The following is a 24,308-nucleotide window of genomic DNA, read 5'->3' as shown; positions in this document are numbered from 1 at the left end:
AGGATGCTAGAGTAACCAGTGATAAAAACTACAAAAGTGTCTAAGTATAGTTACTATCGAGTATGTGATAATATAGAGAAGACTTTGTTAGCATAGCTAGATCCGATTGGGATTTCTATAGTATCTATTTCTACATCTTTTTGTGTATATGCCGTAATTTTGTCAATAGCAACAATATAAGAACGGTGGGTACGTAGAAATAGAGATGAAGGGAGTTGAGTTTCTATTTTACCGATGTTACTTTTTACTACCAATTTTTGGCGAGCAGTATGGATTTTTACATAATCTTTTAGGCTTTCGATATATAATACGTCATCAAATATGATCTTAATGTGTTTTTTGTTCACGTTTACATAAAAAAATGTATCGTTCTTTTCGGCAATAGCCAAAGCAGAAGATTGTACTCTTTCATAATAGCGATCGACAGCTTTTACAAAACGATCAAAAGAAATAGGTTTTAATAAATAGTCTATAATATCCAAATCGTACCCTTCTATGGCATATTCTCTGTAGGCTGTCGTAATTATCACTTTAGGAGGGTGTTGTAATGTTTTTAGAAAATCCAGACCTTTTAAAACGGGCATTTCAATATCTAAAAATAACAAATCGATTTCTTCTTTTTTGATGACCTCAAAGGCTTCTACAGCACTATAGCAACTAGCAACAATTTCTAGATTATCAAGCATTTTTATATGATTTTTTAGCAAATCAATTGCAGGAGATTCGTCATCAACAAGTAAGCATCGTACCATATTAATTTGTTTTTAAAGTCAGTTTTAAGCTAAAGAACGTATCAGATTCATCAATCTCAAATTTGTGTTTTTGAGGATAAATTAAGTCTAATTGCCGTTGGATATTGGCAAGGCCGATTCCACTTTTATATTCATCCGTTTTATGATTGTATTCGGTTTCTGGTTTTGTGTTCCAGACACTAAATTCTATATATCCATCAAATTGCTCAAGCGTAATTTTTATTTCTGGTTTTTTAATATTTCCTCTAACCCCGTGTTTAAAAGCATTTTCGACAATAGATAACAGTAATAATGGAGTTATTGGTTGTTCATTTTTAAAATGATTTTTTTCAAAAACAACATGTAATCGTTTACCATATTTAATTCGTTCTAACGCTACATAATTTTCTATAGTATGAATCTCTTCGACCAAAGGAACTGATGTTTGCTGACTTCTATATAAAATATAATCTAAAATTTCTGAGAGTTGTAATACCATATCTGGCGCTTTAGGAGATTTGGTAATCACATAAGAATATAGGTTGTTTAATGTATTGAATAAAAAATGAGGGTTTAACTGCGCTTTTAAGTATTTAAGTTCTGTAGCTATTTTTTCTTTTTCTAATTGATACACTTTTTCTTTTTCTAACTCTTGTTCTTTATTGGTTTTGTAGAAATACATGATCAACGCAGGAAAATGAAAAGATAGCATGTAAAATGGAAAATCGTCTAAACTAATTAATGGATAAGGACCATCTGCGCAATATTTGTCCAAATGATAATATCCCATTATACGAAATAATAGAACTAATATGATAATCATAAAAATCATAGATAATCCAAAAGCAATGTATTTTTTATGCTTTAAATAATGTGGTATTTGCCAATAGTTGAAAGTATAAGCAGCTATCATCAATATTGGGAGTTTAAACAAAGTTGTTTCTATAGATTGTTCAAACAATTCTGGATTAGTAGAAGAAAAAATATAGAAAAGAAAAATTCCCACCCAAAATATAATATGACTAAAGATTCTTTTGTTGTTAAAACTCATGGAGGGAAATATAGTAAAATTATCACTCCCTTATCTAAAAAAGAGCTGTTTAGAAGCTATCTATATATAAAAGTAGAGTAACTGTAGATAAACTTGAAAAGAAGGGTTTTCTAAATAGACAAAATCCTATAAAACGTCTATTAAAAGTTCTGGTTTATCTATATAATTTTAAAACATAAATTACCAGATTCATTTTTGTGGTATAGAAACTTAAAGCTTTATTATGCTTTAGAATACGATTTAAAAATGAAGAAATACAAAGCATTTATCTTCTTTTTTCTTTTTGCATTTATATTAGGTTATTCTCAAAACAATACTGAAGAATTAACAACAAAAGAAATTAAAGAAACCATCCATGCAGTTGGAAAAGTAATAATGGAAAAATATGTGTTTCCAGAAATTGCCAATGAAATCACCGAATTGATTAATAGCAACTTAAAAAAAGGTTATTATAAGAATTTAAGTAATCCAAAAGAACTGGCAAAAAAACTTACTAAAGACATACAGTCTATAAATCATGATAAACATTTAAGAGTTTTTTATAATCCTGAAAGTCATGGAAGAGAATCTACGGAAATGAGTGCTGAAGACAGAGAGAAGTTTCTTGAAAAAATGAGAGAAATGGAGAAGAGGGATAATTTTACGTTTAAAGAAGTTAAAATACTCGATGGAAATATTGGATATATAAATTTTAGAGGTTTTCGAGATCCAGAATATGCCAGTGAAACTGTAATTGCTACAATGAATTTTTTGAGTAATACAGATGCTATAATTTTTGACCTAAGAAATAATGGAGGGGGGTATCCACAGATGGTTCAGTTGTTATCGAGTTATTTTTTTAAGGGTGACCCGATTCATTTAAATACGTTCTATAATAGAATAGATGAAACAAGTGAACAATTTTGGACCTTACCATATGTTCCAGGGAAAAGATTACCAGATGTACAGTTATATATACTAACTAGTAGTAGTACATTTTCTGCAGCTGAAGAGTTTTCGTATAATTTAAAACATTTAAAACGTGCTGTGATTATTGGTGAAACTTCGGGTGGAGGAGCGCATCCGGGTGAATCATTTAGAGTATCAAACAAGTTTAAAGTTTGGACCTCTACAGGGCGAGCAATAAACCCAATTACCAATTCAAACTGGGAAGGAATAGGGGTTATTCCCCATATAAAAACTTCTGAAAAGGAAGCACTAATATCTGCTCGATTAAAAGCTTTAGACTCATTAAAAAAAGTTAATACAGATGATATTAGAAATGATTATTATGATTGGCATATTGGTACTTTAAAAGCTACCCAGACTCCAGTAAATGTTTCGTTATCCTCTTTAAAAAGTTATGTAGGTACATATGAAAGTCTAATTATTAGTTTAGAAAACGGAGTGTTATATTACCAAAGTGATGCACCCGATTCAAAGGTTAAGTTAACTCCAATTGATAATTCAACCTTTCAATATGGTGAACTTACAGATGTAAGGATATTATTCTTAAGAACAAATAATAAGGTTGAAGCATTAATGACAAAGAATGTTTATGGTAGATCCGACACTTATACAAAAGATGAAAACTGAAGATCTATGTAAAATAATTCAATAACAAACAATCATAAAAAAGGTCGATTACAAGTTGTAATCGACCTTTTTGTGTTGTGAAAGTATTTCGTTTTACTATTTCAATTTCACTCCAGAAAAAATTTCTGTTTCACTAGGCAATTCAAGTTTATCTCTAATTGCCTGACCCGCTTGAAGACCTGCAACGATAGCGCCTTCATAATATCCTACATTAACACCAAAATTGATCCAGTCTCCTGTAAGGATAAGATTATCGAAACCAGATTCATTAGCTTTAAGGCGATATTTATTAGAACCGGGAAGTGACAATGTGTATCTATCTGTTGGGTTTACATTGGCACGAAAAAACTGCGTTTTTAACCTACTATAATCAGTTTTGGCGTTTTTCGAGAAATCGTGAATTACATCTAATTTCATTCCTTCTGGATACTCAAGTGTAGTTGCATTCGGAAAAAACCATCCCATTTTATCTTTTAACCATTGTTCTGAAACACGCATAATACGTTCTAATTGCTCATGAGGATACCTATGATCTGAGTATGGAGGTATTACTTCTGGATCTAGAAACGATCCTGTATAATATATCAGTACCCCGGGTTCATCATCTTTCCAATCTTCATATGGCATCACCTGCGACATATCTATAAATGAATATTGAGGATCGGCATACGTAACCAGGTTAGGTAATGATCCCTCAGGAAAACCCCAATCGGGCAAATTCATACCTAATTCCTTTAATGTGGGTTTGATCCATAATTGCATAGACATGGTAGGGATACTTTTAACATGATTGTACATATTTTTCCATGCCTCATTATTATCAATAATTTCTTTACAGATCCCTTCATCACCACCTAAAACATCAATGGGGATACCCAAAATCACGTCATCAAAATCTTTACCTTTTTCTAAAGATATTTTACCAACATTCTCCCAACCACACCAGGCTTCTTCAAGATCATATTTACCTTCTTTAAGTGCTTTGGCCTGTCGATCTTCTATTTGGTCATAGAGTGGCTCGCCCGGCCATACATCCAGGTTTTTGAATTTATAAGTAGGAGTGTAGGTCCCATTTTTTAAGGTAACCTGCTCGGCCATAGATATTTTTTCTATTTCTCCAGAATTAGAATAATGTACTTGTTCTACCTTATGAAAGAATTTAAATTTTACACCTCTGTTTTTAAGGACCAAATAAATTGGAGTAATCATAGTATCTGCAGTTCCTGCTTTGAATTTCCAGACAAACGATCCTTTATATCCTGCAGAATTTGTTAAGAAATGCAATCCAACTCCGGCTGCCAAACTACCCTGGTGATTAGATCCTGTAAGGTTGTGAAAGGTTCCTGTATAAAGAAATCTTACCATTGCAGAACTCAACAAACGTTCACTTGCTCCATGGTTTTTAAGCCATTCTCGGTAATCTAAATCGTTAATACGTTCATAATCCAACTCATGAGTTTCTGGATCATATACATCTTCAAATGTCCCTTTCATATTAACCAAACCAAATTCTACAAATACGGCTAACCAATAGAAATATTCATTGTGATCGGCTATAGAATCAATAAGCTTAGTTACCCATTTAGAAAGTAAGCCGAGTAGTTCTTTAATCATAGAATGATGCTCTTTTCGTTGTGCATGATCATGATCCCCACTGGTCAGGTTCTGAACCAATTCTGATACGTAATTCAATAGTTTTTCACCTTCATGCTTAAAGAGTTTATCTTTTACAAATGCTTCAAATTTAGCTTTAAAATTTGCCCAAAGTGGATGATGTTCTGGTGGTTTGATTTCCTTAGCAGATTCAGACGCCATGTTTACCAGATTATCCTTGTTAGGATCTGTGCCAAACAAAATTTCGGCGACTAGACCTATTGCTTTGTGAATAATGGCCGAAAAAGGTAAAGGACCACCCTGGCCGGGTATATACTCATTAGATGGAAAAATGATATTTTTTTTGATCCATTGATTTGTTTTAGGATCAAAGTGGGTGAGTAGGGTAGTATCTTCCCGATCAAAAGCTTCTTCCCAGGATTTAAAGGGGCTATCCGGCATTAGATTATGTTGCTCACATTCTTTGTAAGAGTCCTGTATCAATCTAAAAGCATTTTCGTACCATCCCTGAGCAATATGAATACCATGCTCTTGAATCCTTTCGTTTGGACCTCTACCCGTAGCGGTTTTGCCTCCTAGTCTCCAACCCATTTGATAAATGGTAATATCATAATGATCTTGCCAGTTTTTATATGAGCTAAGTTCATAAGCGGCTGTTAGTGATGACATACCACTACCTAATATGGCTATTTTCTTTTTGTTTTCTGAGTTTTGCATTGGTTTATTAATTTTAAAGAGTATGGATTTTTTTGGTTGTTAATTTTGTATTGAAATGTGCTGAACTAAATTCACTATCACTAATCGGATAGAGTGGTTTATTATTTTTGATGTACTCTAATACTACAGGAGAGCTATTCCATTTGGCAGCTTCGGTATATAACTCATCTAAATGTGGTATGATAAAAAGCTTGTCGAAAATATCCTCAATCAACCCATTTAGATTATGTGCATGATGCGTAACATACTTAATGTCTTCTTTCGATAATGGATAGTGACTTGGATAAAAAGCTTCGATATCTGTTAGTATAGAAACTGCAGCGCCTCGTGGATTACCAAATATTTTGCCTAAAACCCCGAAACTCACACCTTCAACCATCGACTGAGCATACAATACACGATAAAGCACGATATTTATAAAATATTGCTCATAAATATTTTCTTTAAATGCTAACGCATCAGCCACTTGATATCCAGCAATGATACTAGAGTTATGAGCACGATACCAGGAGCGTTCATTGGGTGTATTGATATATTTCAACCAAAAATTAACAGGCACAGGTAGATCTAGAAACGTCTCGCCAGACTCATAGATCAATTGGGCAAGTGTCCCTAAATACAAAAAATGACTGTTTACTGATCTCCACCATAGACTACCAGGATGTTGCGCATTTATAGAATTAAGTACTCCTCTTTTTATTTCCCAGTCCATGAATGCTAATTCAGAATTTCCCAGCCCTTCTTTTCCTTTAATGAAAGGTTCTCCGTATTTTTGGTAGAATTCGTAACGTAATTTATAGCGATTCTTCGGGTTGTCAGAGGCATGAAGTACAATTCCTTTGGCTTTTTCCTTAAGTATTTCGAGTTTGTTCATATATTTATGAGAAAAGGTTTATAAACTTACAAGTAAAAATATTATATACAATAGATATTTAAGGAAATTCAGTAGTATAATGTATTAAATTTCCTGGTCGGATAAAAAAATGATTTCTCAAACTATTAATTATTAAGAATGACAACATATTTTAAATACTATTTTGGTCTTTTATTGATTATATTATTGTCTCCGCTTAATTCATTTAGTCAAACTACTATCCTTCTGGATGATTCAACAGAATTACATGATATTGGAAAGCAAACTTATTATCTAGAGGATACTTCCCTCAAATTATCTATTGAAGAAATCATAAATAGTACTCTTGAAACTAAGTATAAAGAGTACACTCAGGAAACTATAAATTTCTCTAGTACGGCCTCTGCTTACTGGCTAAAATTTAGAATTACCAAGACCATACCTGGTGATTTTTATCTAAATGTTGGTTCGGCTTTTATTGATTCTATATCACTTTATGAGTTTGATGACAAAAACCAACTCATTTCTACCAGGCATACTGGTGACGACTTACCTTTTAATACAAGGGAAATTGAAGTAGGTAATTATCTTTTTGCTCTTGATTTTGATGTAAATAACACACGAACTTTTTACCTTAGAGTAAAGAGTGATCAACCTTTATTTTTCCCACTTCGTGTGGGAACACTTCCCAATTTTTTAAACTATGAGCATGATTTAGATTTTCTTCAAGGAATCTATTTTGGGTTTATGCTCTTGATTTTCCTATATAACCTCTTTTTGTATTTTTCGACCAGAGAGAAAATATATCTCTATTACATCGCTTATGTATTTAGTATTACCTGGTTTATGGCCTCGGTGTTCGGGTATTTCTTCGAATATTTTTGGCCTAATACCCCTTTCATTAATCAAATTGTAGTTGTTAGTTCTGGCTTGACTATGATTACTGCCACTTTATTTACCCAAAAATTTTTAAATACCAAAGAATCAGGTTCTATGATGCACAAAGGATCTATGGTATTTCTTATTATTGGTATTTTGATATGTGCTCTTGTGTTACTAGGTTTTAAAATAGAAGGCTTAAAATTATCTCAAGGAGGACTGTTAATCATGGCATCGTACTTTCTTATCTTAGGTATTCGATTTAAATTAAAAGGATATCGCCCGGCCAAATATTATTTATTAGCCTGGGGAGCTCTTATTATTGGTATTTGTTTTGCCATTCTCGAGTCTTTAAATCTAACTTTTGTGATGACATATTTAAATGCGATGCAGATTGGTTCGGCTTTAGAAGTTTTGCTGCTTTCATTTGCATTAGGTGATCGAATTAATATGTACAAAAAACAAAAAGAAGATGCACAATTAGAAGCACTGTTGGCAGCCAAAGAAAATGAAAGACTAATTCAGGAGCAAAATGTAATACTTGAAAAGAAGGTTAAAGAACGAACAGCCGAGGTCGCTATTCGAAATGAAGAACTAGTGAATCTGAACAAAGAAAAGGATATGTTGGTTAATATAGTTGCTCATGATCTTAGAACTCCGTTAAGTCATATACGATTATTAATACAACTAATTGATGTTACCTCCTTAGACTTGACTAAAGATCAGGTATCTTATTTAACCGAAATTGATAACTCGGCAGATCGCCTCTCACAGATGATTGGTCGTATTTTAAACATACATGCTTTAGAAACAAATCGAGTTAAATTAAAGAATCAAATTATTGATTTGGTAGAATTAGTGAACTATGTGGTAAGGTGTTTTCGCCTTACCGCCGAAGATAAAGAAATTAAAATGATCACTACATCACAACCTGGGGATCACTTTGTAGAAGTAGACAAAAACTATATGATCCAGGTCTTAGAAAATCTGGTTTCTAATGCCGTCAAGTTTTCTGAAAGAGGAAGTGAAGTTATATTACATGTAAAATCTCAGGATGCAAGAACATATGTTGTGGTAGAAGATCAAGGGCCAGGCATTAGCAAAGAGGATCAAAAAAAACTATTTGGTAGGTTTCAGAGATTAAGTGCACAACCTACAGAAGGAGAGGCATCTATTGGATTGGGATTATCTATCGTAAAAAAATATATCGAATCGATGGATGGTGAAATTCACTGTGAGAGTGAATTAGGTATCGGAACCAAATTTATTATCTCTTTTGATTCTAAAGACCACTTGGAAAAAATTGAAAGTTAATTTCTTACAAAACAATATATCTATAATTATTAGTACTTACTTTTTAGTGTGGATTATTCTTTAAGTGATCTTTTAAGATATCTTTTCCAAAGTCATTAGTTTTACTTCTAAAAATAGAATGAATATGGTTTTGACTATTATCAAATTCTATGATAAATGTTGGTCCATGAATTAAATAGTAATAATTGTCACTTCTTTGTGTTTTTCCAATCCATGCAAAATGAATATTGTTAAAACCTGCGTTATCAATTATTTCGATCTCTCTATGAGCTAAACTATGTTCTAGGTTATGAACGTATTCTTCTATAATAATTTTTAAGAGTGTTTTTTGTTCTTTATTTAGTTCAGAAGCTTTGATTCCCCAGAATGCTGTGAGACGTTGCTTAGCATCTGGATTTGTAAGAATATCACGAGGAACCCTTTTGTCTTTCAAGACTGCTTTGTTTTTTTGAGTTTCGTTTAGACTGTTTATAAACAAAAAACCTAAATCTTCTTCTTCGCCTAATACCCTCCAACCTGCATATTCAGTTTCTCTTACCTCTGCCGGATCTGTTCCTAAGAATAGAGGTGTAGAAGAGATTTTCATATCGGCATATGTAAAATTTAATGATAGATGATGACCTTCAAGTTTAAATCCCCAATTGGTATCTTTTTCAGGTGTATTCCAAAATGTAAAATAATATTGCTTGTGACTCCATTTAAGATGAGGGACATTAAAATGCTTTTCCAGAATATTATCCAAATGCATTATCCCAGTAGTTTTTAAATACCCTTTAGAACTAAGGAGTTCGGATAACAGCTTATGAACTGCTATTCGTTGTGAGTTCGTCATATCTCCGATACTAATTCCTTTTCGTTGTACAATACCCAGTGGAAGGTTAGTCCATTTGGTTCTGTCATTATTTTCAAACGAAAGAAGGATTTTTGATTGATCATCAAAAGTTTTGAGAGCACTTTGCGCTCTTAAAAGCACTCTTGTTTTGGCATCGGTTACCGTTTCAACAACTGTTACATCTTTTGCTACAGTATTGTTATTTTCTTGTGCACTATTGCAAGAAGGTAACATTATGCATAATATTATAAAGATGGTTAGTTTTTTCATCATTACTAGTGTTATCTAATTAAGAATAAAAATATAAAAGGAAAAATTAGTCCCAGTGTTGCCAGCCACCAACCCCTTATTTTAAAGCTGTTTTTTCCTTTGGCTATAAACATACCTGTGATCGCAATAATAAGCATGGCCACACCAAAAATATCAGAGAACCATATCCACCACTTATTTGTAGTTTTATGTAGAATAGTCATTTGCCCTAATACGGGAATAGTTTTAACATATTCAATTTCTCCCTTACCGGTTTTAGAATCAAGAGAAGCAAAAGCATCTTCAAAATAGAGTCGTATGGTGTTTTCTCTTTTTCTATTACCTTTATATTCTTCTTCTGAAATTTCTTTAGCTACTTCTTTTAAAAAATCATCTGTAATTTGAGTATCATCAGAAGGTATTTCTATTTGAAAGGTTTCAGTTTTTACGGTATATTCCTGGGGGTCAAAATCGGTTCTGTGATTTAAAGCAATACCCGAAACTGAAAAAGCGATAATTAAACCCACATAGAAATAACCAATATCTCTATGTAGGTTTCTATTTAATAATGTTCTTGTTTTTTTATTCATTTTTAGCTTTTCGCCATCTCTAGATTAATAGTTACTTCAACTTCTTCTCCTATTGAAGCACTTCCGGGTTTTCCTACATTAAAAACGGTACGGTCGATGGTTGTTGTTAGTTTTAACCCGGCTTTTTCACCACGGTCATTTTTGAGTATTCCGTTTAATTTGCCAGTGAAAGAAACTTCTTTGGTAATACCTTTGATGGTAAGGTTTCCTTTTAATGCAAAAGTCTTTTCTCCCGTTTTCTCAAAAGAAGAACTTCTAAATGTGATATTGGGATACTTTTCGGCTCCAAAAAAATCATCGGCTCTTAAATGATCATCTCTTCGTGAGTTTTTTGTATTGATACTTGCTGTTTGAATGGTAACATCGAATTTAGGATCATTAAAATTATCTCCTGTTGTTGCTGTAATATCAAATTGATCAAAAGACCCTGTAGTTTCTGATATTACTAAATGTGAAACCGCAAAGTTGATTGATGAATGACCCAAATCTAGTTTCCAGGTGGATTGTGCATTAAGAGTAAGTGTTACTACAACTAAAAAAGTTGTCAAAAATGTTGTTCTCATTATATTCAATTTATTTGTTATGTATTAAAATCTTCTAGAGCCCGAGTATTGCATGGCTTCACCCTTACCAAACCCATAGCTTAAACTAAAAGTGATAAAACGACCTCTTTGATTACGGTTATAGGTAGAAAAATTGGGCTGATCAGTTGTAAATTCAAAAACCCTTGTTTCAAAAATGTCTCTAACACTTAGATTGGCTACTATCTTGCCTTTGAAAAGTTTTTTGCGTAACCCTAAATTGGCAAATAGATTATCTTCTTGTTGTCCTTGTATAGTTTTAAAACGTGACCTGTAGTTACCAGAGACTTCAAAATCAAAACCTGCGGGTAACTTTATTTTGGCAGTAGCTCTAGAATTCCAGCGAGTACCATCAAAATCTAAAGAGTTTCCTTCAAAACTTCCTTTTCTGTTAAAGGTATTCCAGTTAAAATCGGCTGTGATCGTTCCCCATTTAAAAGGGCTGTATTTGGTATTAAATTCTATTCCTTTGGTATTGTTTGTTCCTGCATTAATAGGAAAACGAGTGCTAATACCATCCTCAAACGTAGTTACATCTTCGATAACATCTTTGGTATAATGATGGTACATGCCAAGATTAAAAGAGGTTTTTCCAATTTTGAAAATACTTGTCAATTCATAAGAATCTGTAAATTCGGGTTGTAAATTTGGATTTCCTGTCGAAATATTGAAGTTATTTCTGATATTAAAGAACGGATTTAGATCCCATAATCTTGGCCTGTAAACACGTTTTGAGTATCCTGTCTGAAGGGATACATGATCAGAAATCTTATATGATACATGAGCACTTGGAAACAGGTTAGTATAATTTTGTGTGTTTTCTTCATTGGTATTTTTCAAAATCGTTTTTAAGTCGGTATTCTCTAGTCGCAAACCACCTTTAACTCCCCATTTATCTCCCTCGAACCCTAAGGTTGCGTAAACACCCAATACATTCTGGTTATAATCGAATAAGTTGGTAAGATTAGGATCTATGACTAAGTTTCCATTTTCTAAAGTCCCTACCTGATAATCATTAGATACATCATTTAGTATATATTGAGAACCTAGCTCTATTGTATATCTTTTGGCAAAAGGGCGGGTATAATCTAATTTAAAAGTGTAGCGTGCTTCTTTAAAATCGGTTGCCGTTTGTTGATCAAAGTTTTCACGAGAACCAAAAGAGGTTCTATCCTTAAAATCAGATGATTGATCTTTACCAAAAAACGACCCCAAAGCGCTAAAAAGCAGATCGTGATCCTCGTGGTTTTCAAAGTCTTTTTTGTATTGAAACTCGTATTGCCATTTTGGATTGGTTGCCTCAGTTTCTTCAGTTCTTGTCCAGCTTTGTGTTAATATTTCAGATTCGTTGAATGAAAACAGATTTGTTGAATTTTCGTCTTCTACTTCATAAGCAAAACTTCCCGAAAGCGTAAAAACATTGCTGTCGTTTAGGTGATAATCTGTTCCTAACAAGATATTGTAAAACGTTTCATTTTTATCGCCATCACCTACAGATCGTAGTTTGGTATTGTTTATAAGGTCATTATTCTCTGAAACCCTTTCTGTTGGGAAAGTTCTATGACCAACACCCAATTGTGTAAATAGATTAAATTTTTCAGTACGTTTATTAAGACTTACGCCAATACTATTACTATTGGGAGTACCTACATTTAGAGAAATAGATCCATTTAGTCCTCGTTTTTCTTCTTTTTTAAGAACAATATTAATAATACCCGATGTTCCTTCGGCATCGTATTTTGCAGATGGATTAGTAATCACTTCTATACGATCTATCATTTCTGCAGTAATGGTTCCCAAAGCATTACTACCCTGATCGGTAAGCACCGATGGTTTTCCATTAACAAGCATTTGTACTCCCTGGCTTCCTCTTAAGCTTATTTGTCCTTCTATATTAACATTTACAGAAGGTACATTATTTAATACCTCAAGAGCACTAGCGCCAGCGTTACTCAAATCTTTTCCAACATTAAAAACACGCTTATCTAACTTAAAAACAGTTTGAGATACTTCTGCAGAAACAACAACTTCGTCTAGTTGTTCTTTATCTTCTTCTAATCGTATTATTCCTAAATCTATGTTTCCTTTTTTTATCTGATATGTGCTCAATGTTTTCTTTTGAAAACCAATAAAACTTACTTCTATAATAAAGTTGCTTTCTACTGTAGAAAATTCAAATGACCCATCTCCAGAAGTTGTGGTACCAGTTATAGGTTTTTGCGTTGTTTTATCTGCAATTAAAACTGTGGCAAACTCAATAGGTTGTTGTGAGGTTGCTTCAACAATTTTTCCTGAGATGGTTTTAGATTGCGCATTTACAATACAGGAAGTAAACAGTATTAAAAAAAAGTTAGTTACTAGAAATATTCGCTTCATTTTTGAAATCTTAATTAATCGAAATCAAAATTCACAAAGCGAAACAAATACCAAAAATAAAACACGCAAACGACAAAACTTTTACCTTAAACGACATAATGGTCGTTTGCCTCTAACTTCTTGTCGTTTACCCTATAATATATGAAGCTTACGGTAAATAGTAGTAACATGTATAGTAATTCCTATATTTTTGTGTTATGAAGCATTTTATAAAAGGCTGGAAAAATAAAGAATGGATATATCAAATCGTATTTTTTATCATACTATTTATAGTATATTCTTTTGATAAGCACGATCCCGAAATAGAGTTCTATAAAATAGCTTTCTTTATTCATTATGTATTTGTTTCCCTTTTTATAAGCTATGTTTTAGTTCCGTTTTTCTTTTATAAGAAAAAGTATCTCAAACTTGCAGTTTCTTTGATTTTAGTTTTTATGTTCGTCTATTTTATAGAAGAATTTGTTCTCGAAAAAATATTTTTTCCAGGAAGACGAGGGCAGCACATTTCAAGTATTTTCTATACGCTTATCGATATTATGCCAATAATTATTATAATGATAAGCTTCAAATTGGGGTGGGATGCCAACAAAAAACAGAAAGAAGTTGAGCAGTTACATATGTCAGTACAAGAAAGTGAGTTACGGTTTTTAAAATCACAGATCAATCCTCATTTCTTATTTAATAACTTGAATAATTTATATTCATACGCTATAGAAAATTCACCCAAAACTCCTTCTATTATATTAGAATTGTCATCAGTTTTGCGTTATATGTTATACGATTGTAAGGAAGACCTGGTTTCACTTGAAAAAGAAATCAAGCATCTTGAGAATTTTGTTAAGCTTAATGAGTTGCAAATTGAAGAAAGAGGAAATGTTAATTTTGAAATTCCTGGGATTACCAAGAATTATCAAATTGCTCCTTTAATATTGGTAGTTTTTATAGAGAATGCTTTTAAGCATAGCAATGCAAGTCAAAGCGACAACATAGTTATCGATATAAAAATTGATATTGAAGAAAATGATAAGTTAACTTTTATTTGTGAAAATAATTTTTTACCAAACGCAAATAATCAAAATATAGCTAAAGGTATTGGTTTGAAGAATGTAAGAAAACGTTTAAATCTTTTGTACCCCGAAAAGCATTATCTTGTAATAGAAGAAGAGAATAATAGATATAAAGTGCTTCTTTCTTTATATTTAAATACCTAAAAACCGTATGCCTAAAACGTGTATTATCATAGAAGATCAACCACCTGCACAACGTATTCTACAAAAGTATATTGCTGATTTAGGAACGTTAGAATTAAAAGGTATATTTTCTGATGCTTTAACTGCTTTAACTTTTTTGCAAAAGAATACTATAGACCTTATTTTTTTGGATATACACTTGCCCAAAATTTCTGGTATTGATTTCTTAAAAACTATTCATAATCCACCTAAAACTATCTTAACAACGGCTTTTTCAGAATTTGCATTAGAGAGTTATGAGTACAATGTAGTGGATTATCTCTTAAAACCTTTTTCATTTCAGCGTTTTATACAAGCAGTCACAAAGGCATCATCTGAAACTAAGACAACTCTTCAATCAGACAATACAGTATCAAAAAGAGAAGAGAGTTTCTTTTTTATAAAATCAGGATATGATTTGTTTAAGGTTTTAGAGAGTGAAATAATGTTTATCATGGCAGATTCTGATTATACTCTAGTAAAAACTAAAAATAGAAGTTATCTAAGTTCTGAAACCTTAAAGCAATGGAAAGAGAAACTTGATGACTCATTATTTTGCCAAGTGCATAAATCGTATATTATAAACATAAGAACGATATCAAAGTTATCTGGGAACCAGATTTATATCGAAGAAGAAAGAATTCCTGTAGGTAGAGTATATAAAGAAGATTTTGAAAGAAAGATTGGTCTTTGATAAAGACTTGAGATAAGGTAATAATACCCTTTTGGTTTTATATAACCAAAAGGGTGGTTATTTAATTTTTAGGCATCCAATCGGGTGGTTTAATCAAGACCAGAAGTTTGTTTTTGAAACCTTCAATACCAGCTATTTTTTTAAACAATCGAGTTATTCCGTGAAAAAATACTTTTATGGGGTTGGTACTATTTAAGGGTTCTGAAATACCGTATTTTACGGTTTCGACTTCGGGTTCGAATGTGCCAAGCATTCTATCCCAAATAATAAGAATTCCAGCATAGTTTTTATCCCAATATTGCCTGTTTGATCCATGATGTACGCGATGATGTGATGGTGTATTAAAAATAAATTCTACTGGCCTTGTGAGCTTACCAATAATCTCGGTATGTAATAAGGTTTGAAACACTTGCACAAATACTTCGGATAATAATACTAAAATAGGATCATATCCTAACATCACTAACGGAAGCGAAAAGAGAATAGGCATTATAGCATCTAAAGGGCCAAACCGATAAGCTACAGACATATTAAAATGTGGAGAACTGTGGTGTACAGTATGTGTTGCCCATCCTATACCTATGCGATGCATCATGCGGTGTTCCCAATAATAAGCAAAGTCTGCTAATATGATGCAAGAAATAATTGTTACCCAATTTAATTCTAAATGCGGTAGACTAGCATTATTATATAACCAATAATAAAGTTTAGTTACGGCTAAAACTCCTAGGATAATTTCAATAATAAGAAATGCACCAAACGTAATTATATTAGCAATACTATCAAAAACAAGGTTTTTATTTAAGCGCTTTTGCCATGCATAACGAATTAATTCTAATACAAAAAACGGAATAATGATGTACAATAAACTTAAATCGTTAATTAGATAAAACCAGTAATTAACATCAACCCAGTCTAGTTGTTTTGATAAAAATTCAATCATGATTTATTGTCTTTTCCAGGTTTCTACATCACTATAGCCATAATAGTCATAGCTTAGCTTAAAAGTATTTTCATCAACCATATCAATGGCACACTCGATATCATATATTTGTTTTTTATATTCAATTGTATAGATCCCTTTTCCTTTGTACCCATCAAATGATTTTATAACAAGTGTTTTTGTGCTTTTTGCTCTTTCGCTATTTCCACTCTCGTCTTCATATTGGTAGGTATAGGCATTAAATACATTGCCTTCTTTTTTAATAGTATACACTATCGCGCCTCTAAATTCTTTTGAATTATAAGTAACTCTCCAATTACCAATAATATAATCTGTTTCTTCATTATAATAGTTTGTAGAAGCATTAGAAGTTTCATTATTACGATCTTCATTTTCTATGGCTTGCTTTTTCTCCTCAGGAAATTGAGAAATAGTGTTTTTTTCTAAATCAGTTCCTGATGTATGGTTTGAACTTTGTGAAGCATAGCTTGCTAAGTGTGCACTTCCGGCAAGTAGTATAACTACCGATATACTTCTAAATAGTAATGTCGAATTTTTCATCTTTTTTTATGTTTTTTATATGGGGCTTGGTTTTGTCTTTTCTGATAAAAAGTTATACTTTTTGTATGTAAAAGAAGGCTTCAGATCCATCAGAACATAATAGCCGGTTTCCTTCATCAAAAATTAGGTTTCCGTTGTTTGCTTCAATAATCTTTTGCGATTGTTTTAGGTCTTTTACACCAAATATACATACCCAATATTCGTATTTACTTTTAATACTGTTAGGTATTTCGTTGATCGTTGCTATATGTTCATTTTTTAAATTGTAAATTTCGAAGCTATTCTCATCTGCTTTTTGAAATTTCCAATTAAAAAGTTGCTTATAAAATGAAATCGCTTTTTGGATATCAGACACATGTAGTTCGTTAAAAATCAATGTGTTTTCTTCGTTTTTGGTTCTCGAATTCAATGTGTTACCATCATAGATAGTGAACCCTGCACCTAATGGATCGCGAATTAAAGCGATGTTACTGATAGAATTTTTGGTATCTACCAGTTCTATAATTCCACCCAGTTTACGTGCTTTTTCTATGGTTTCTGTAATGCTTTCTACTTGAATATAGGACATCCAAAAAGACGGCATTTTCATATCTTGAAACTTTTGTGGTGTTTTGTATAAACCAGCAGTCTCTTTTTTACCGTTATACGCAATTAAATAAGTATCGGTACTGTAGAATTTCCAGCCAAAAACATTTTCATAAAACTGTTTTGCTTTATCAGGGGTGTAACTGGATAAGTCTGCCCAAACAAAATTATTAGTATTCATATTGTAATTGGTTTATGAAGATTATGAAGCAAAACTAATAAGAGCGTTTAGTGTTATTTTTGACTTATGTCAAAATCTATTTTCGAGCTCTACTTAATGTCTCCTGACTTATCCCTAACATTGAAGCGATATGTCCTAAATTGGCAATTTGTGTGATATTAGGAATTGCTTTTATTAATAATTGGTATTTTTCTTTAGCAGATAAAAAATAATAGCCCTTATAAAAATCATCTAGTAATGCCATTTGTTCTTCTATGAGTAGACGCCCAAAACGTTCTAATTCTGGAAAAGTCGTATATAATTCCTGCCATTGGGTATAGGTTAATGAAATAACTTCGCTGATTTCAGTAGTTTCGATATAATCTTTTGATGGTGTTTGCGAAAGATAACTATACCAGGAGGTTACCATATTGTTTTTGGGATAAATCCAATGTGTAATATCTTTTCCATCTTGATAAAAATAGGTGCGAACCGTGCCACTTTTTAAAAAATAGAGGCGTTTACATGTTTTTCCTTCTTTGTTTAAAATGGAACCTTTAGCTAAAGTCTCATTGCGAGCTAATGCTACAATAGCGTTTTCTGCTTCGTTTGAAAGTGTACTATATTGTCTTATATAGTTGATAAACTCAATTATTGGTTTTTCCATACTAAAAAGACATTTGAGATTTATACAGATTTTTTTGGCGAACACTTATAGGCATTTACAAATATACATAAGAGTAGGAGAGTATATGTACAATGATATAGATAGAATTATAATAATCGTCTATAAAATTAGAAAGACCGTCTATATAATTACAAATATTTATCTTGTTTAGCGTACCTTAGTTTTTTATCAAAATGGTATGCAGAAAGGTTATTTAAAAATAATATTACACAGTTTTTTATGGCTGGTTGTATTTATATATCCAATAGCTTCATTAAACCATATTCCAAACGGGCAATATCTTATTAATAGAAATTGGCTGTCCATTTCAAGCATTTTTCTTGCTTTTTACATTAATTACTTTGTATTAGTAGATCAGTTTTTTTTTAAAAGTAAAAAGGTATTGTTTTATATTTTAAATTTTTTTTTGATTATTATACTCTATGCACTATTACAAAAACTGTTACAATCAAATGTATTTCATCCAACAATTAATGGAGAATTGATACGAGAGGTAAGGAGTGGTGCTATGACCACTGTTCAACTAATGTTACCTATAATTTTAAGTATTGGCATGTGTGTTGGTTTAAAAGTAAATTCAAGATTCAATAAAAATAGAATATTACTACAACAAGTAAAACAAACACAGTTAGATACTGAAATTAAATATTTAAAATATCAAGTTCAGCCACACTTTCTTTTTAATACCTTAAATAATATTTATGCGTTAATTGATAGTTCCCCTTTTTTGGCCAAAGAATCAATACATACCTTAAGTAAATTGATGCGTTATCTCTTACACGATGCATCAATTAATAGAGTTCCTATTGTAAAAGAAATAGAATTTCTAGAACGTTATATAGATTTAATGCAATTGCGAGTATCTGCTAATCTAACCTTAAAAAAGAGCTTTCCTATAGTTAATCAACCTATACAAATTGCTCCATTACTTCTTATTTCTTTTGTAGAAAACGCTTTTAAACATGGGATAGATGCTATACAGCCAAGTTTTATTTATATTGATTTAACAATAGAAAATGATTGTATTAATTATGCTGTTACTAATTCTTCTTTTCCCGAAAAAGAAAAAGTTACCGATTCTGGAATTGGATTAGAAAACCTGAAAAAACGATTAGAACTATTGTATCCCAACAAGTTTAAATTAACCACCAGAGAGGAAAACAACGAATATATTGCAACATTAATCCTTAATTTTAAAAAATGATACTTTCTTGTGTTTTAATTGATGACGAACCTTTAGCTCTTAATTTATTAGAAGGTTATGTAAAATCTACACCTTTTTTAAAATTAATTGCTAAATGCAATAGTGCTATTGCGGCAATGGAAATTATAGAACACAAATCGGTTGATTTGATTTTTACAGACATACAAATGCCCAACCTATCTGGTATTGAATTCTCTAAACTACTTTTAAATAAAAACACTAAAGTTATTTTTACAACCGCATTCGAAGAATTTGCACTCGAAAGTTATAAAGTTAATGCTATTGATTACTTAGTGAAACCAATTAGTTACCCAGAGTTTTTTTCTGCTGCAAATAAGGCAAAACAGTTAATGCATAACAACTCTAATCAAACAAACTATATAGAGGATTATATTTTTGTAAAGTCAGATTACAAGCTAATTAAGATAAATTTAAAAGACTTAATTTATGTTGAAGGCTTAAAAGATTATTTAAAACTCTACACAGTTAATTCTGAAAAGCCAATTCTAACTTTAAAAAGCATGAAATCTTTAGCAGAAGAATTATCTAAAAAAAGCTTTATGCGTGTACATCGTTCTTTTCTTGTTAATTTAAAGATGATAACGACAATAGAACGTAATCGTATTGTATTTGGAGATAAATATATTCCGGTTTCAGAAAAATACAGGAAAGATTTTCAAAAATTTATTAATACCGATTTTACTTAATAGATAAAATCCTCTTGTTTGTCTAGAATTGGATCATAACCATCTATTTCATTTTAACAAGTCCTTATGTTTAATCAATTTTGATGTATACATATAAAACTATATATCAATGACTAAAGTAATTACATGTTTACTAATTTGTTTTGTAGCAAGTTTACAGGCGCAAACAATAAATGAGAAGATAGAGGAAATGATGCAAAAACACGTTGAGCTTGATCAATTTTCGGGAACTGTTTTGCTGGCAAAAGAAGGAAAAATTTTATATCAAAAAGCTTTTGGCGATGCGAATAAAAGCTATCAAATAAAAAACGATATAAATACAAAGTTTAATATTGCTTCAATGGGAAAAATGTTTACCGGTGTTTCCATTATGCAATTAGAAGAACGAGGGAAATTAAATATTAATGATCCGGTGGTAAAATACCTGAAAGATTTTCCTCTAGGGAATACGATTACAATATTTCATTTGTTATCTCATACTTCTGGTATTGGCAACTATATGAGACACCCTGATTATAGATCAGACAGACATAGTTATAAAACTATAGACGATTTATTACCCGTTATTTATGATCAAAAATTAGAGTTTGCAACTCCAGGAGAAAAGTTCTCATATTCTAACTCAGGAATGGTACTATTAGGAGCAATCATAGAAAAACTAACAAAACAGTCATATGCTAACTATATAAACAAGCATATTCTTGAGCCAACGAATATGAACAATACGGTTATGCGTTTTGGAGACGAAGTAGTTCAAAATAGAGCAACTGGTTATGTAAAATCTATATCAGGTAAGTATTATAATACTTATTTTAAAAGTGCTTCTCCATATCCAGATGGAGGAATTTTATCCACTGTTGGAGATATGTTAAAGTTTGATCAGGCACTTTATGGTTCTAATTTAATAAATGAAGCATCAAAGAAAAAGATGTTTACAGCTTTAAAAGTTACCTATGGTTTAGCGTTTCAGGTAGAAGACAGGCAAAATAATCAAGTTGTAGGCCATAGTGGTGGTATGCCTGGTTTTTCATCTTATTTTTCTAGGTACCTAAATGATAAATATACCATTATAGCGCTTTCTAATTACGATATGATTTCCAGAAATATAGCGCATTATATTGAAGCCATTCTTTATAACAAAGACTATAAATTACCTAAAGAAAGATTGCGCTTTTTTATCTATAAAAATAGAGACAAAATAAAAGAATTCAGTAGTTTACAGGATATAACTGATTTTGTTACAAACAATAATTACCCTCTTAACCATCCCCAGTACTTAAACTTAATTGGATATGAATTTATGCATGAAAATGATATCGAATTTGCTATACAATTATTTAAACTAAATACAGACTTATTTCCTAATGAAGCAAATGTATATGATAGCCTTGGCGAAGCATATGAAAATAATGAACAATTCGATTTAGCGCTAAAAAACTATGAAAAAGCAGTAAAAGTAGCTAAAGAACAATCTCATAGAGGGCTAAATTCTTTTACGAATACCCTAAATCGATTTAAAGAAAAATTGCAGCAAAACTTAAAGCATGAAAAATAGGAGTAAAGAAAATAATCAATTTGGTTTTCTCTTTGATCTCATTATTTACATAACAATCATGTTTTTGATTAGGAAAACCTCAATTCCTAATACGCACTATCTAGTTACGGGTTTTTTATATTCTGGTACCACTTTATTAGTTGCTACATGGCAAATGAGAAGGAGAGGAATTACATGGAAATCTTTAGGACTGATAAGACCCAAAAGCATTACCATAACATTTTTGAAAGCAGGAATAATAACTGCTATCATAATTGGAGTACTCCTCATCTTCAATCTAATACAAGATTCGTTTTTGGTTGTTAAAGAAAGTAATGAAGCGGTAAAAGGTACTAATACAGGTTATTCACTTCGTAATGGAGATTATGGTTATTTTTTTTCTGTTATTCTTTTTGTGTGGTTACAATCTGCATTAGAAGAATTACTAGAACGAGGTTTCTTAATTACCTGGATAGAGGGTTTGTTTTCAAATTTAAAATTTAGGACTGCAATTGCGATTATTATACAAGCTTGTATTTGGGGTTTTAGACACTCCTATGATATCTCTGAGCGTTCTATATCGGTTGCACTAATCGGAATTATTATGGGTATTGCATATGTAAAATTAGATAGAAATTTATGGCCCGTGATAATAGCCCATTGTACAATGAACACGATGTCTATGGTATAAATGATTGATATAATCTATCTTGAAGATAGATCGCTGTATTTTGCAGAAAAGATTTTTCAAATCACATAAAATAGATAACTTTCACTTTCTATAATTATGTGACATTATGAAAAAGGTAGTTATTGTTGTATTGCATATTGGATTTTGGGCATGTTATCTTATTATCATAATGATAATGCTTGGGCTTTTATTAAAAAATGGTACTTATGAGCAATCTCGTATCGATTTGTTTTATAAGTACCTTTTTGGTTTTGCTTTTTTACCGGCTTTTATTTCTTTTTATGAATTTTACTACCTTATATTTCCTAACTATTCGAAATATAAAAATAGGAATAGAACAATTATCTATAGTGTTATAGCTTTGATTGTTGCCGCTTTAATTGGTACAGTTTTTATATCGTTAATTAATGGAGATAAATTATTATTTAATTGGCGTGAAGATTTTTTTGAAGGGCTATTTTTTATTTTTATCATCGCTTTAATTTTTGGTATAGTAGCTTCAGTATTAAGAGGGTTTATAACCTGGTTTAATGAAATCAAACTGAAAGAAACACTAAGACAAAGAAATCATGAAATGGAAATGGCACTAGTGAAATCACAGTTAGATCCTCATTTTTTGTTCAATACCATTAATAATATCGATGTATTAATAATGAAGAATGCTTCTCAGGCTTCTAGTTATTTAAATAAACTATCAGATATTATGCGATTCATGCTTTTTGAAACAAAAACTGAAAAAGTAGCATTATCTAAAGAAATTGAATATATCGAAAAATATATAGAATTGCAGAAAATAAGAACAGCCAATTCAAACTATATAAATTTTGAAGTAAGAGGTTCTTTTATTGGTAAAACAATAGCACCCATGGTTTTTATTCCTTTTATAGAAAATGCTTTTAAACATACCACCAATAAAAAACTGGATAACGCAATAACAATCACAGTTATAATACATAACACGTTCATAAAACTAGAATGTGTAAATAAATTAGATGCTAAAAGAAAACTAAAACAAGAAAGTAATGGTTTAGGAAATGAATTGATACAAAAACGTCTCCAGCTCATTTATCCAGATAATCATATATTAGAGATATCTAATACAAACGATGTATATGCCGTACATCTAACAATTAATGATGAATAAATATAATTGTATAATAATAGAAGATGAGCCTTTGGCATTAGAGAGAACAGAAAGTTTTACTGCCAAAATACCTTTTTTAAATTTGTGTGGTACGTTTGATAACGCATTAAGTGGCCTTGCTTATTTAAAAAGTAATAAAGTAGATATTCTCTTTTTAGATATCAATATGGATGAGCTTTCTGGAATAGAATTGTTAGAGAGTTCAAAAATTGCAAGCCAGGTTATTATTACAACTGCCTATCAAGAATATGCATTAAAAGGTTATGAGCTTAATATTACAGATTATTTGTTAAAACCATTTACTTTTAACCGGTTTTTACAAGCTGTAAATAAAGCCCAGGAAAATTTAGATAAAAAATCGTTAGATAGAGGCAACGATTTTATTTTTATAAAAACAGAAAATAGGCTAGAAAAAATTAATATAGCAGATATTATTTACATTGAAGGAATGCGAGATTATTGTAGAATTCATACCGAACAAAAAAGAATTATGACTTTACAGAAACTCAAAGAATTAGAGCAAATTCTTCCAGATACCTTAATATGTAGAGTACATAAATCATATATGGTGGCTCTGCATAAAATTGAATCTATAGAACGTAACAGAATAAAAATATCTGATCAAATGATTCCAATTTCTGAAACATATAAAAAGCTTTTCTTTCAGAAAATACACAGAGAATTTTAAATATTCAGAAAACAATTTGCAGAATAAAATTATTCATACGCAGATACAATTACCAATTTTGCATATTAAAATTTTAAGAGCATAAAGTTTCATTGACCTTTGTTTACTCATCTATCAT

General features: G+C 31.2%; 22 protein-coding genes. 10 read left to right on the top strand and 12 right to left on the bottom strand.

Annotation, left to right across the window (positions count from 1 at the left end; translation table 11 throughout):
- Positions 1-53: 53 nt before the first annotated feature.
- Complete coding sequence (locus ATO12_RS02710) at positions 54-752, bottom strand: LytR/AlgR family response regulator transcription factor (RefSeq protein WP_034238374.1); 699 nt, start codon at positions 750-752, stop codon at positions 54-56.
- Between the two features lies 1 nt (position 753).
- A complete protein-coding gene (locus tag ATO12_RS02705; protein ID WP_034238373.1) occupies positions 754-1,782 on the bottom strand; it encodes a sensor histidine kinase in 1,029 nt (342 codons plus the stop codon).
- Between the two features lie 246 nt (positions 1,783-2,028).
- Here ATO12_RS02705 and ATO12_RS02700 point away from each other — a divergent pair, with 246 nt between their 5' ends.
- Entirely contained in the window at positions 2,029-3,357 is a 1,329-nt protein-coding gene (locus ATO12_RS02700; protein WP_051575560.1) for a S41 family peptidase, read from the top strand.
- 96 nt (positions 3,358-3,453) lie between these two features.
- On the opposite strand, the gene ATO12_RS02695 is transcribed toward ATO12_RS02700, so the two are convergent.
- The gene (locus tag ATO12_RS02695; protein WP_034238372.1) at positions 3,454-5,688 is read right to left on the bottom strand and encodes an NAD(P)-binding protein; all 2,235 of its coding nucleotides are present in this window, start codon (positions 5,686-5,688) and stop codon (positions 3,454-3,456) included.
- A 13-nt stretch (positions 5,689-5,701) separates the two neighbouring features.
- Positions 5,702-6,562 (bottom strand): hypothetical protein, encoded by an 861-nt coding sequence (locus tag ATO12_RS24560; protein ID WP_051575559.1) that lies wholly within the window; start codon positions 6,560-6,562, stop codon positions 5,702-5,704.
- A gap of 138 nt (positions 6,563-6,700) precedes the next feature.
- Between ATO12_RS24560 and ATO12_RS02685 the strand changes: the two genes are divergently transcribed.
- Complete coding sequence (locus tag ATO12_RS02685; RefSeq protein WP_081801946.1) at positions 6,701-8,734, top strand: sensor histidine kinase; 2,034 nt, start codon at positions 6,701-6,703, stop codon at positions 8,732-8,734.
- Between the two features lie 43 nt (positions 8,735-8,777).
- Here the strand turns inward: ATO12_RS02685 and ATO12_RS02680 are convergent, their stop codons facing one another.
- From ATO12_RS02680 to ATO12_RS02665, 4 genes are read right to left on the bottom strand one after another with little or no spacing between them, the layout of a single operon-like run.
- On the bottom strand, positions 8,778-9,836 hold the full coding sequence (locus tag ATO12_RS02680; protein ID WP_165583316.1) for a DUF3500 domain-containing protein: 1,059 nt from the start codon (positions 9,834-9,836) through the stop codon (positions 8,778-8,780).
- 11 nt (positions 9,837-9,847) lie between these two features.
- Complete coding sequence (locus ATO12_RS02675) at positions 9,848-10,405, bottom strand: PepSY-associated TM helix domain-containing protein (protein ID WP_034238369.1); 558 nt, start codon at positions 10,403-10,405, stop codon at positions 9,848-9,850.
- A 2-nt stretch (positions 10,406-10,407) separates the two neighbouring features.
- Entirely contained in the window at positions 10,408-10,968 is a 561-nt protein-coding gene (locus ATO12_RS02670) for a YceI family protein (RefSeq protein WP_034238368.1), read from the bottom strand.
- Between the two features lie 24 nt (positions 10,969-10,992).
- Positions 10,993-13,362: an outer membrane beta-barrel family protein gene (locus ATO12_RS02665; protein WP_034238366.1), complete on the bottom strand. Its 2,370-nt coding sequence runs from the start codon at positions 13,360-13,362 to the stop codon at positions 10,993-10,995.
- Positions 13,363-13,559: 197 nt separating this feature from the next.
- Here ATO12_RS02665 and ATO12_RS02660 point away from each other — a divergent pair, with 197 nt between their 5' ends.
- Both ATO12_RS02660 and ATO12_RS02655 read left to right on the top strand, forming a co-directional pair.
- On the top strand, positions 13,560-14,573 hold the full coding sequence (locus ATO12_RS02660; protein ID WP_034238365.1) for a sensor histidine kinase: 1,014 nt from the start codon (positions 13,560-13,562) through the stop codon (positions 14,571-14,573).
- Positions 14,574-14,580: 7 nt separating this feature from the next.
- The gene (locus ATO12_RS02655) at positions 14,581-15,285 is read left to right on the top strand and encodes a LytR/AlgR family response regulator transcription factor (RefSeq protein WP_034238364.1); all 705 of its coding nucleotides are present in this window, start codon (positions 14,581-14,583) and stop codon (positions 15,283-15,285) included.
- A 61-nt stretch (positions 15,286-15,346) separates the two neighbouring features.
- On the opposite strand, the gene ATO12_RS02650 is transcribed toward ATO12_RS02655, so the two are convergent.
- The 4 genes from ATO12_RS02650 to ATO12_RS02635 form a co-directional block, all read right to left on the bottom strand.
- On the bottom strand, positions 15,347-16,228 hold the full coding sequence (locus ATO12_RS02650; protein ID WP_034238363.1) for a sterol desaturase family protein: 882 nt from the start codon (positions 16,226-16,228) through the stop codon (positions 15,347-15,349).
- A 3-nt stretch (positions 16,229-16,231) separates the two neighbouring features.
- Positions 16,232-16,789, bottom strand: coding sequence for a hypothetical protein (locus ATO12_RS02645; protein WP_034238362.1), 558 nt, complete (start codon positions 16,787-16,789; stop codon positions 16,232-16,234).
- Positions 16,790-16,841: 52 nt separating this feature from the next.
- A complete protein-coding gene (locus tag ATO12_RS02640) occupies positions 16,842-17,555 on the bottom strand; it encodes a VOC family protein (RefSeq protein ID WP_034238361.1) in 714 nt (237 codons plus the stop codon).
- A 76-nt stretch (positions 17,556-17,631) separates the two neighbouring features.
- Positions 17,632-18,201 carry a Crp/Fnr family transcriptional regulator gene (locus ATO12_RS02635; protein WP_034238360.1) on the bottom strand — a complete coding sequence of 190 codons (570 nt, stop codon included), beginning with the start codon at positions 18,199-18,201 and terminating at the stop codon, positions 17,632-17,634.
- A gap of 427 nt (positions 18,202-18,628) precedes the next feature.
- Here ATO12_RS02635 and ATO12_RS02630 point away from each other — a divergent pair, with 427 nt between their 5' ends.
- The 6 genes from ATO12_RS02630 (at position 18,629) to ATO12_RS02605 (ending at position 24,190) form a co-directional block, all read left to right on the top strand.
- Positions 18,629-19,426 (top strand): sensor histidine kinase, encoded by a 798-nt coding sequence (locus ATO12_RS02630; protein WP_165583315.1) that lies wholly within the window; start codon positions 18,629-18,631, stop codon positions 19,424-19,426.
- Positions 19,423-20,133 carry a LytR/AlgR family response regulator transcription factor gene (locus ATO12_RS02625; RefSeq protein ID WP_034238359.1) on the top strand — a complete coding sequence of 237 codons (711 nt, stop codon included), beginning with the start codon at positions 19,423-19,425 and terminating at the stop codon, positions 20,131-20,133. The genes ATO12_RS02630 and ATO12_RS02625 overlap by 4 nt, the downstream gene beginning before the upstream one ends.
- Before the next feature lie 109 nt (positions 20,134-20,242).
- Positions 20,243-21,688, top strand: a complete 1,446-nt coding sequence (locus ATO12_RS02620) for a serine hydrolase (protein WP_034238357.1) — start codon at positions 20,243-20,245, stop codon at positions 21,686-21,688.
- The gene (locus tag ATO12_RS02615; protein ID WP_051575556.1) at positions 21,678-22,358 is read left to right on the top strand and encodes a CPBP family intramembrane glutamic endopeptidase; all 681 of its coding nucleotides are present in this window, start codon (positions 21,678-21,680) and stop codon (positions 22,356-22,358) included. Before ATO12_RS02620 ends, ATO12_RS02615 begins: the two co-directional genes overlap by 11 nt.
- 106 nt (positions 22,359-22,464) lie before the next feature.
- On the top strand, positions 22,465-23,502 hold the full coding sequence (locus tag ATO12_RS02610) for a sensor histidine kinase (protein WP_034238355.1): 1,038 nt from the start codon (positions 22,465-22,467) through the stop codon (positions 23,500-23,502).
- Complete coding sequence (locus tag ATO12_RS02605) at positions 23,495-24,190, top strand: LytR/AlgR family response regulator transcription factor (RefSeq protein WP_034238354.1); 696 nt, start codon at positions 23,495-23,497, stop codon at positions 24,188-24,190. Before ATO12_RS02610 ends, ATO12_RS02605 begins: the two co-directional genes overlap by 8 nt.
- Positions 24,191-24,308 lie beyond the last annotated feature (118 nt).

This window comes from Aquimarina atlantica, from assembly GCF_000626715.1.
Lineage (GTDB): Bacteria > Bacteroidota > Bacteroidia > Flavobacteriales > Flavobacteriaceae > Aquimarina > Aquimarina atlantica.
The sequence above is the reverse complement of the archived record's forward strand: the minus strand, read 5'-3'. Positions and strand labels throughout refer to the sequence as shown.

Excerpts from the sequence above, each read along its gene's own strand:
- ATO12_RS02710 (WP_034238374.1), bottom strand. The coding sequence starts at position 752 with ATGGTACGATGCTTACTTGTTGATGACGAATCTCCTGCAATTGATTTG.
- ATO12_RS02705 (WP_034238373.1), bottom strand. The coding sequence starts at position 1,782 with ATGAGTTTTAACAACAAAAGAATCTTTAGTCATATTATATTTTGGGTG.
- ATO12_RS02700 (WP_051575560.1), top strand. The coding sequence starts at position 2,029 with ATGAAGAAATACAAAGCATTTATCTTCTTTTTTCTTTTTGCATTTATA.
- ATO12_RS02695 (WP_034238372.1), bottom strand. The coding sequence starts at position 5,688 with ATGCAAAACTCAGAAAACAAAAAGAAAATAGCCATATTAGGTAGTGGT.
- ATO12_RS24560 (WP_051575559.1), bottom strand. The coding sequence starts at position 6,562 with ATGAACAAACTCGAAATACTTAAGGAAAAAGCCAAAGGAATTGTACTT.
- ATO12_RS02685 (WP_081801946.1), top strand. The coding sequence starts at position 6,701 with ATGACAACATATTTTAAATACTATTTTGGTCTTTTATTGATTATATTA.
- ATO12_RS02680 (WP_165583316.1), bottom strand. The coding sequence starts at position 9,836 with ATGAAAAAACTAACCATCTTTATAATATTATGCATAATGTTACCTTCT.
- ATO12_RS02675 (WP_034238369.1), bottom strand. The coding sequence starts at position 10,405 with ATGAATAAAAAAACAAGAACATTATTAAATAGAAACCTACATAGAGAT.
- ATO12_RS02670 (WP_034238368.1), bottom strand. The coding sequence starts at position 10,968 with ATGAGAACAACATTTTTGACAACTTTTTTAGTTGTAGTAACACTTACT.
- ATO12_RS02665 (WP_034238366.1), bottom strand. The coding sequence starts at position 13,362 with ATGAAGCGAATATTTCTAGTAACTAACTTTTTTTTAATACTGTTTACT.
- ATO12_RS02660 (WP_034238365.1), top strand. The coding sequence starts at position 13,560 with ATGAAGCATTTTATAAAAGGCTGGAAAAATAAAGAATGGATATATCAA.
- ATO12_RS02655 (WP_034238364.1), top strand. The coding sequence starts at position 14,581 with ATGCCTAAAACGTGTATTATCATAGAAGATCAACCACCTGCACAACGT.
- ATO12_RS02650 (WP_034238363.1), bottom strand. The coding sequence starts at position 16,228 with ATGATTGAATTTTTATCAAAACAACTAGACTGGGTTGATGTTAATTAC.
- ATO12_RS02645 (WP_034238362.1), bottom strand. The coding sequence starts at position 16,789 with ATGAAAAATTCGACATTACTATTTAGAAGTATATCGGTAGTTATACTA.
- ATO12_RS02640 (WP_034238361.1), bottom strand. The coding sequence starts at position 17,555 with ATGAATACTAATAATTTTGTTTGGGCAGACTTATCCAGTTACACCCCT.
- ATO12_RS02635 (WP_034238360.1), bottom strand. The coding sequence starts at position 18,201 with ATGGAAAAACCAATAATTGAGTTTATCAACTATATAAGACAATATAGT.
- ATO12_RS02625 (WP_034238359.1), top strand. The coding sequence starts at position 19,423 with ATGATACTTTCTTGTGTTTTAATTGATGACGAACCTTTAGCTCTTAAT.
- ATO12_RS02620 (WP_034238357.1), top strand. The coding sequence starts at position 20,243 with ATGACTAAAGTAATTACATGTTTACTAATTTGTTTTGTAGCAAGTTTA.
- ATO12_RS02615 (WP_051575556.1), top strand. The coding sequence starts at position 21,678 with ATGAAAAATAGGAGTAAAGAAAATAATCAATTTGGTTTTCTCTTTGAT.
- ATO12_RS02610 (WP_034238355.1), top strand. The coding sequence starts at position 22,465 with ATGAAAAAGGTAGTTATTGTTGTATTGCATATTGGATTTTGGGCATGT.
- ATO12_RS02605 (WP_034238354.1), top strand. The coding sequence starts at position 23,495 with ATGAATAAATATAATTGTATAATAATAGAAGATGAGCCTTTGGCATTA.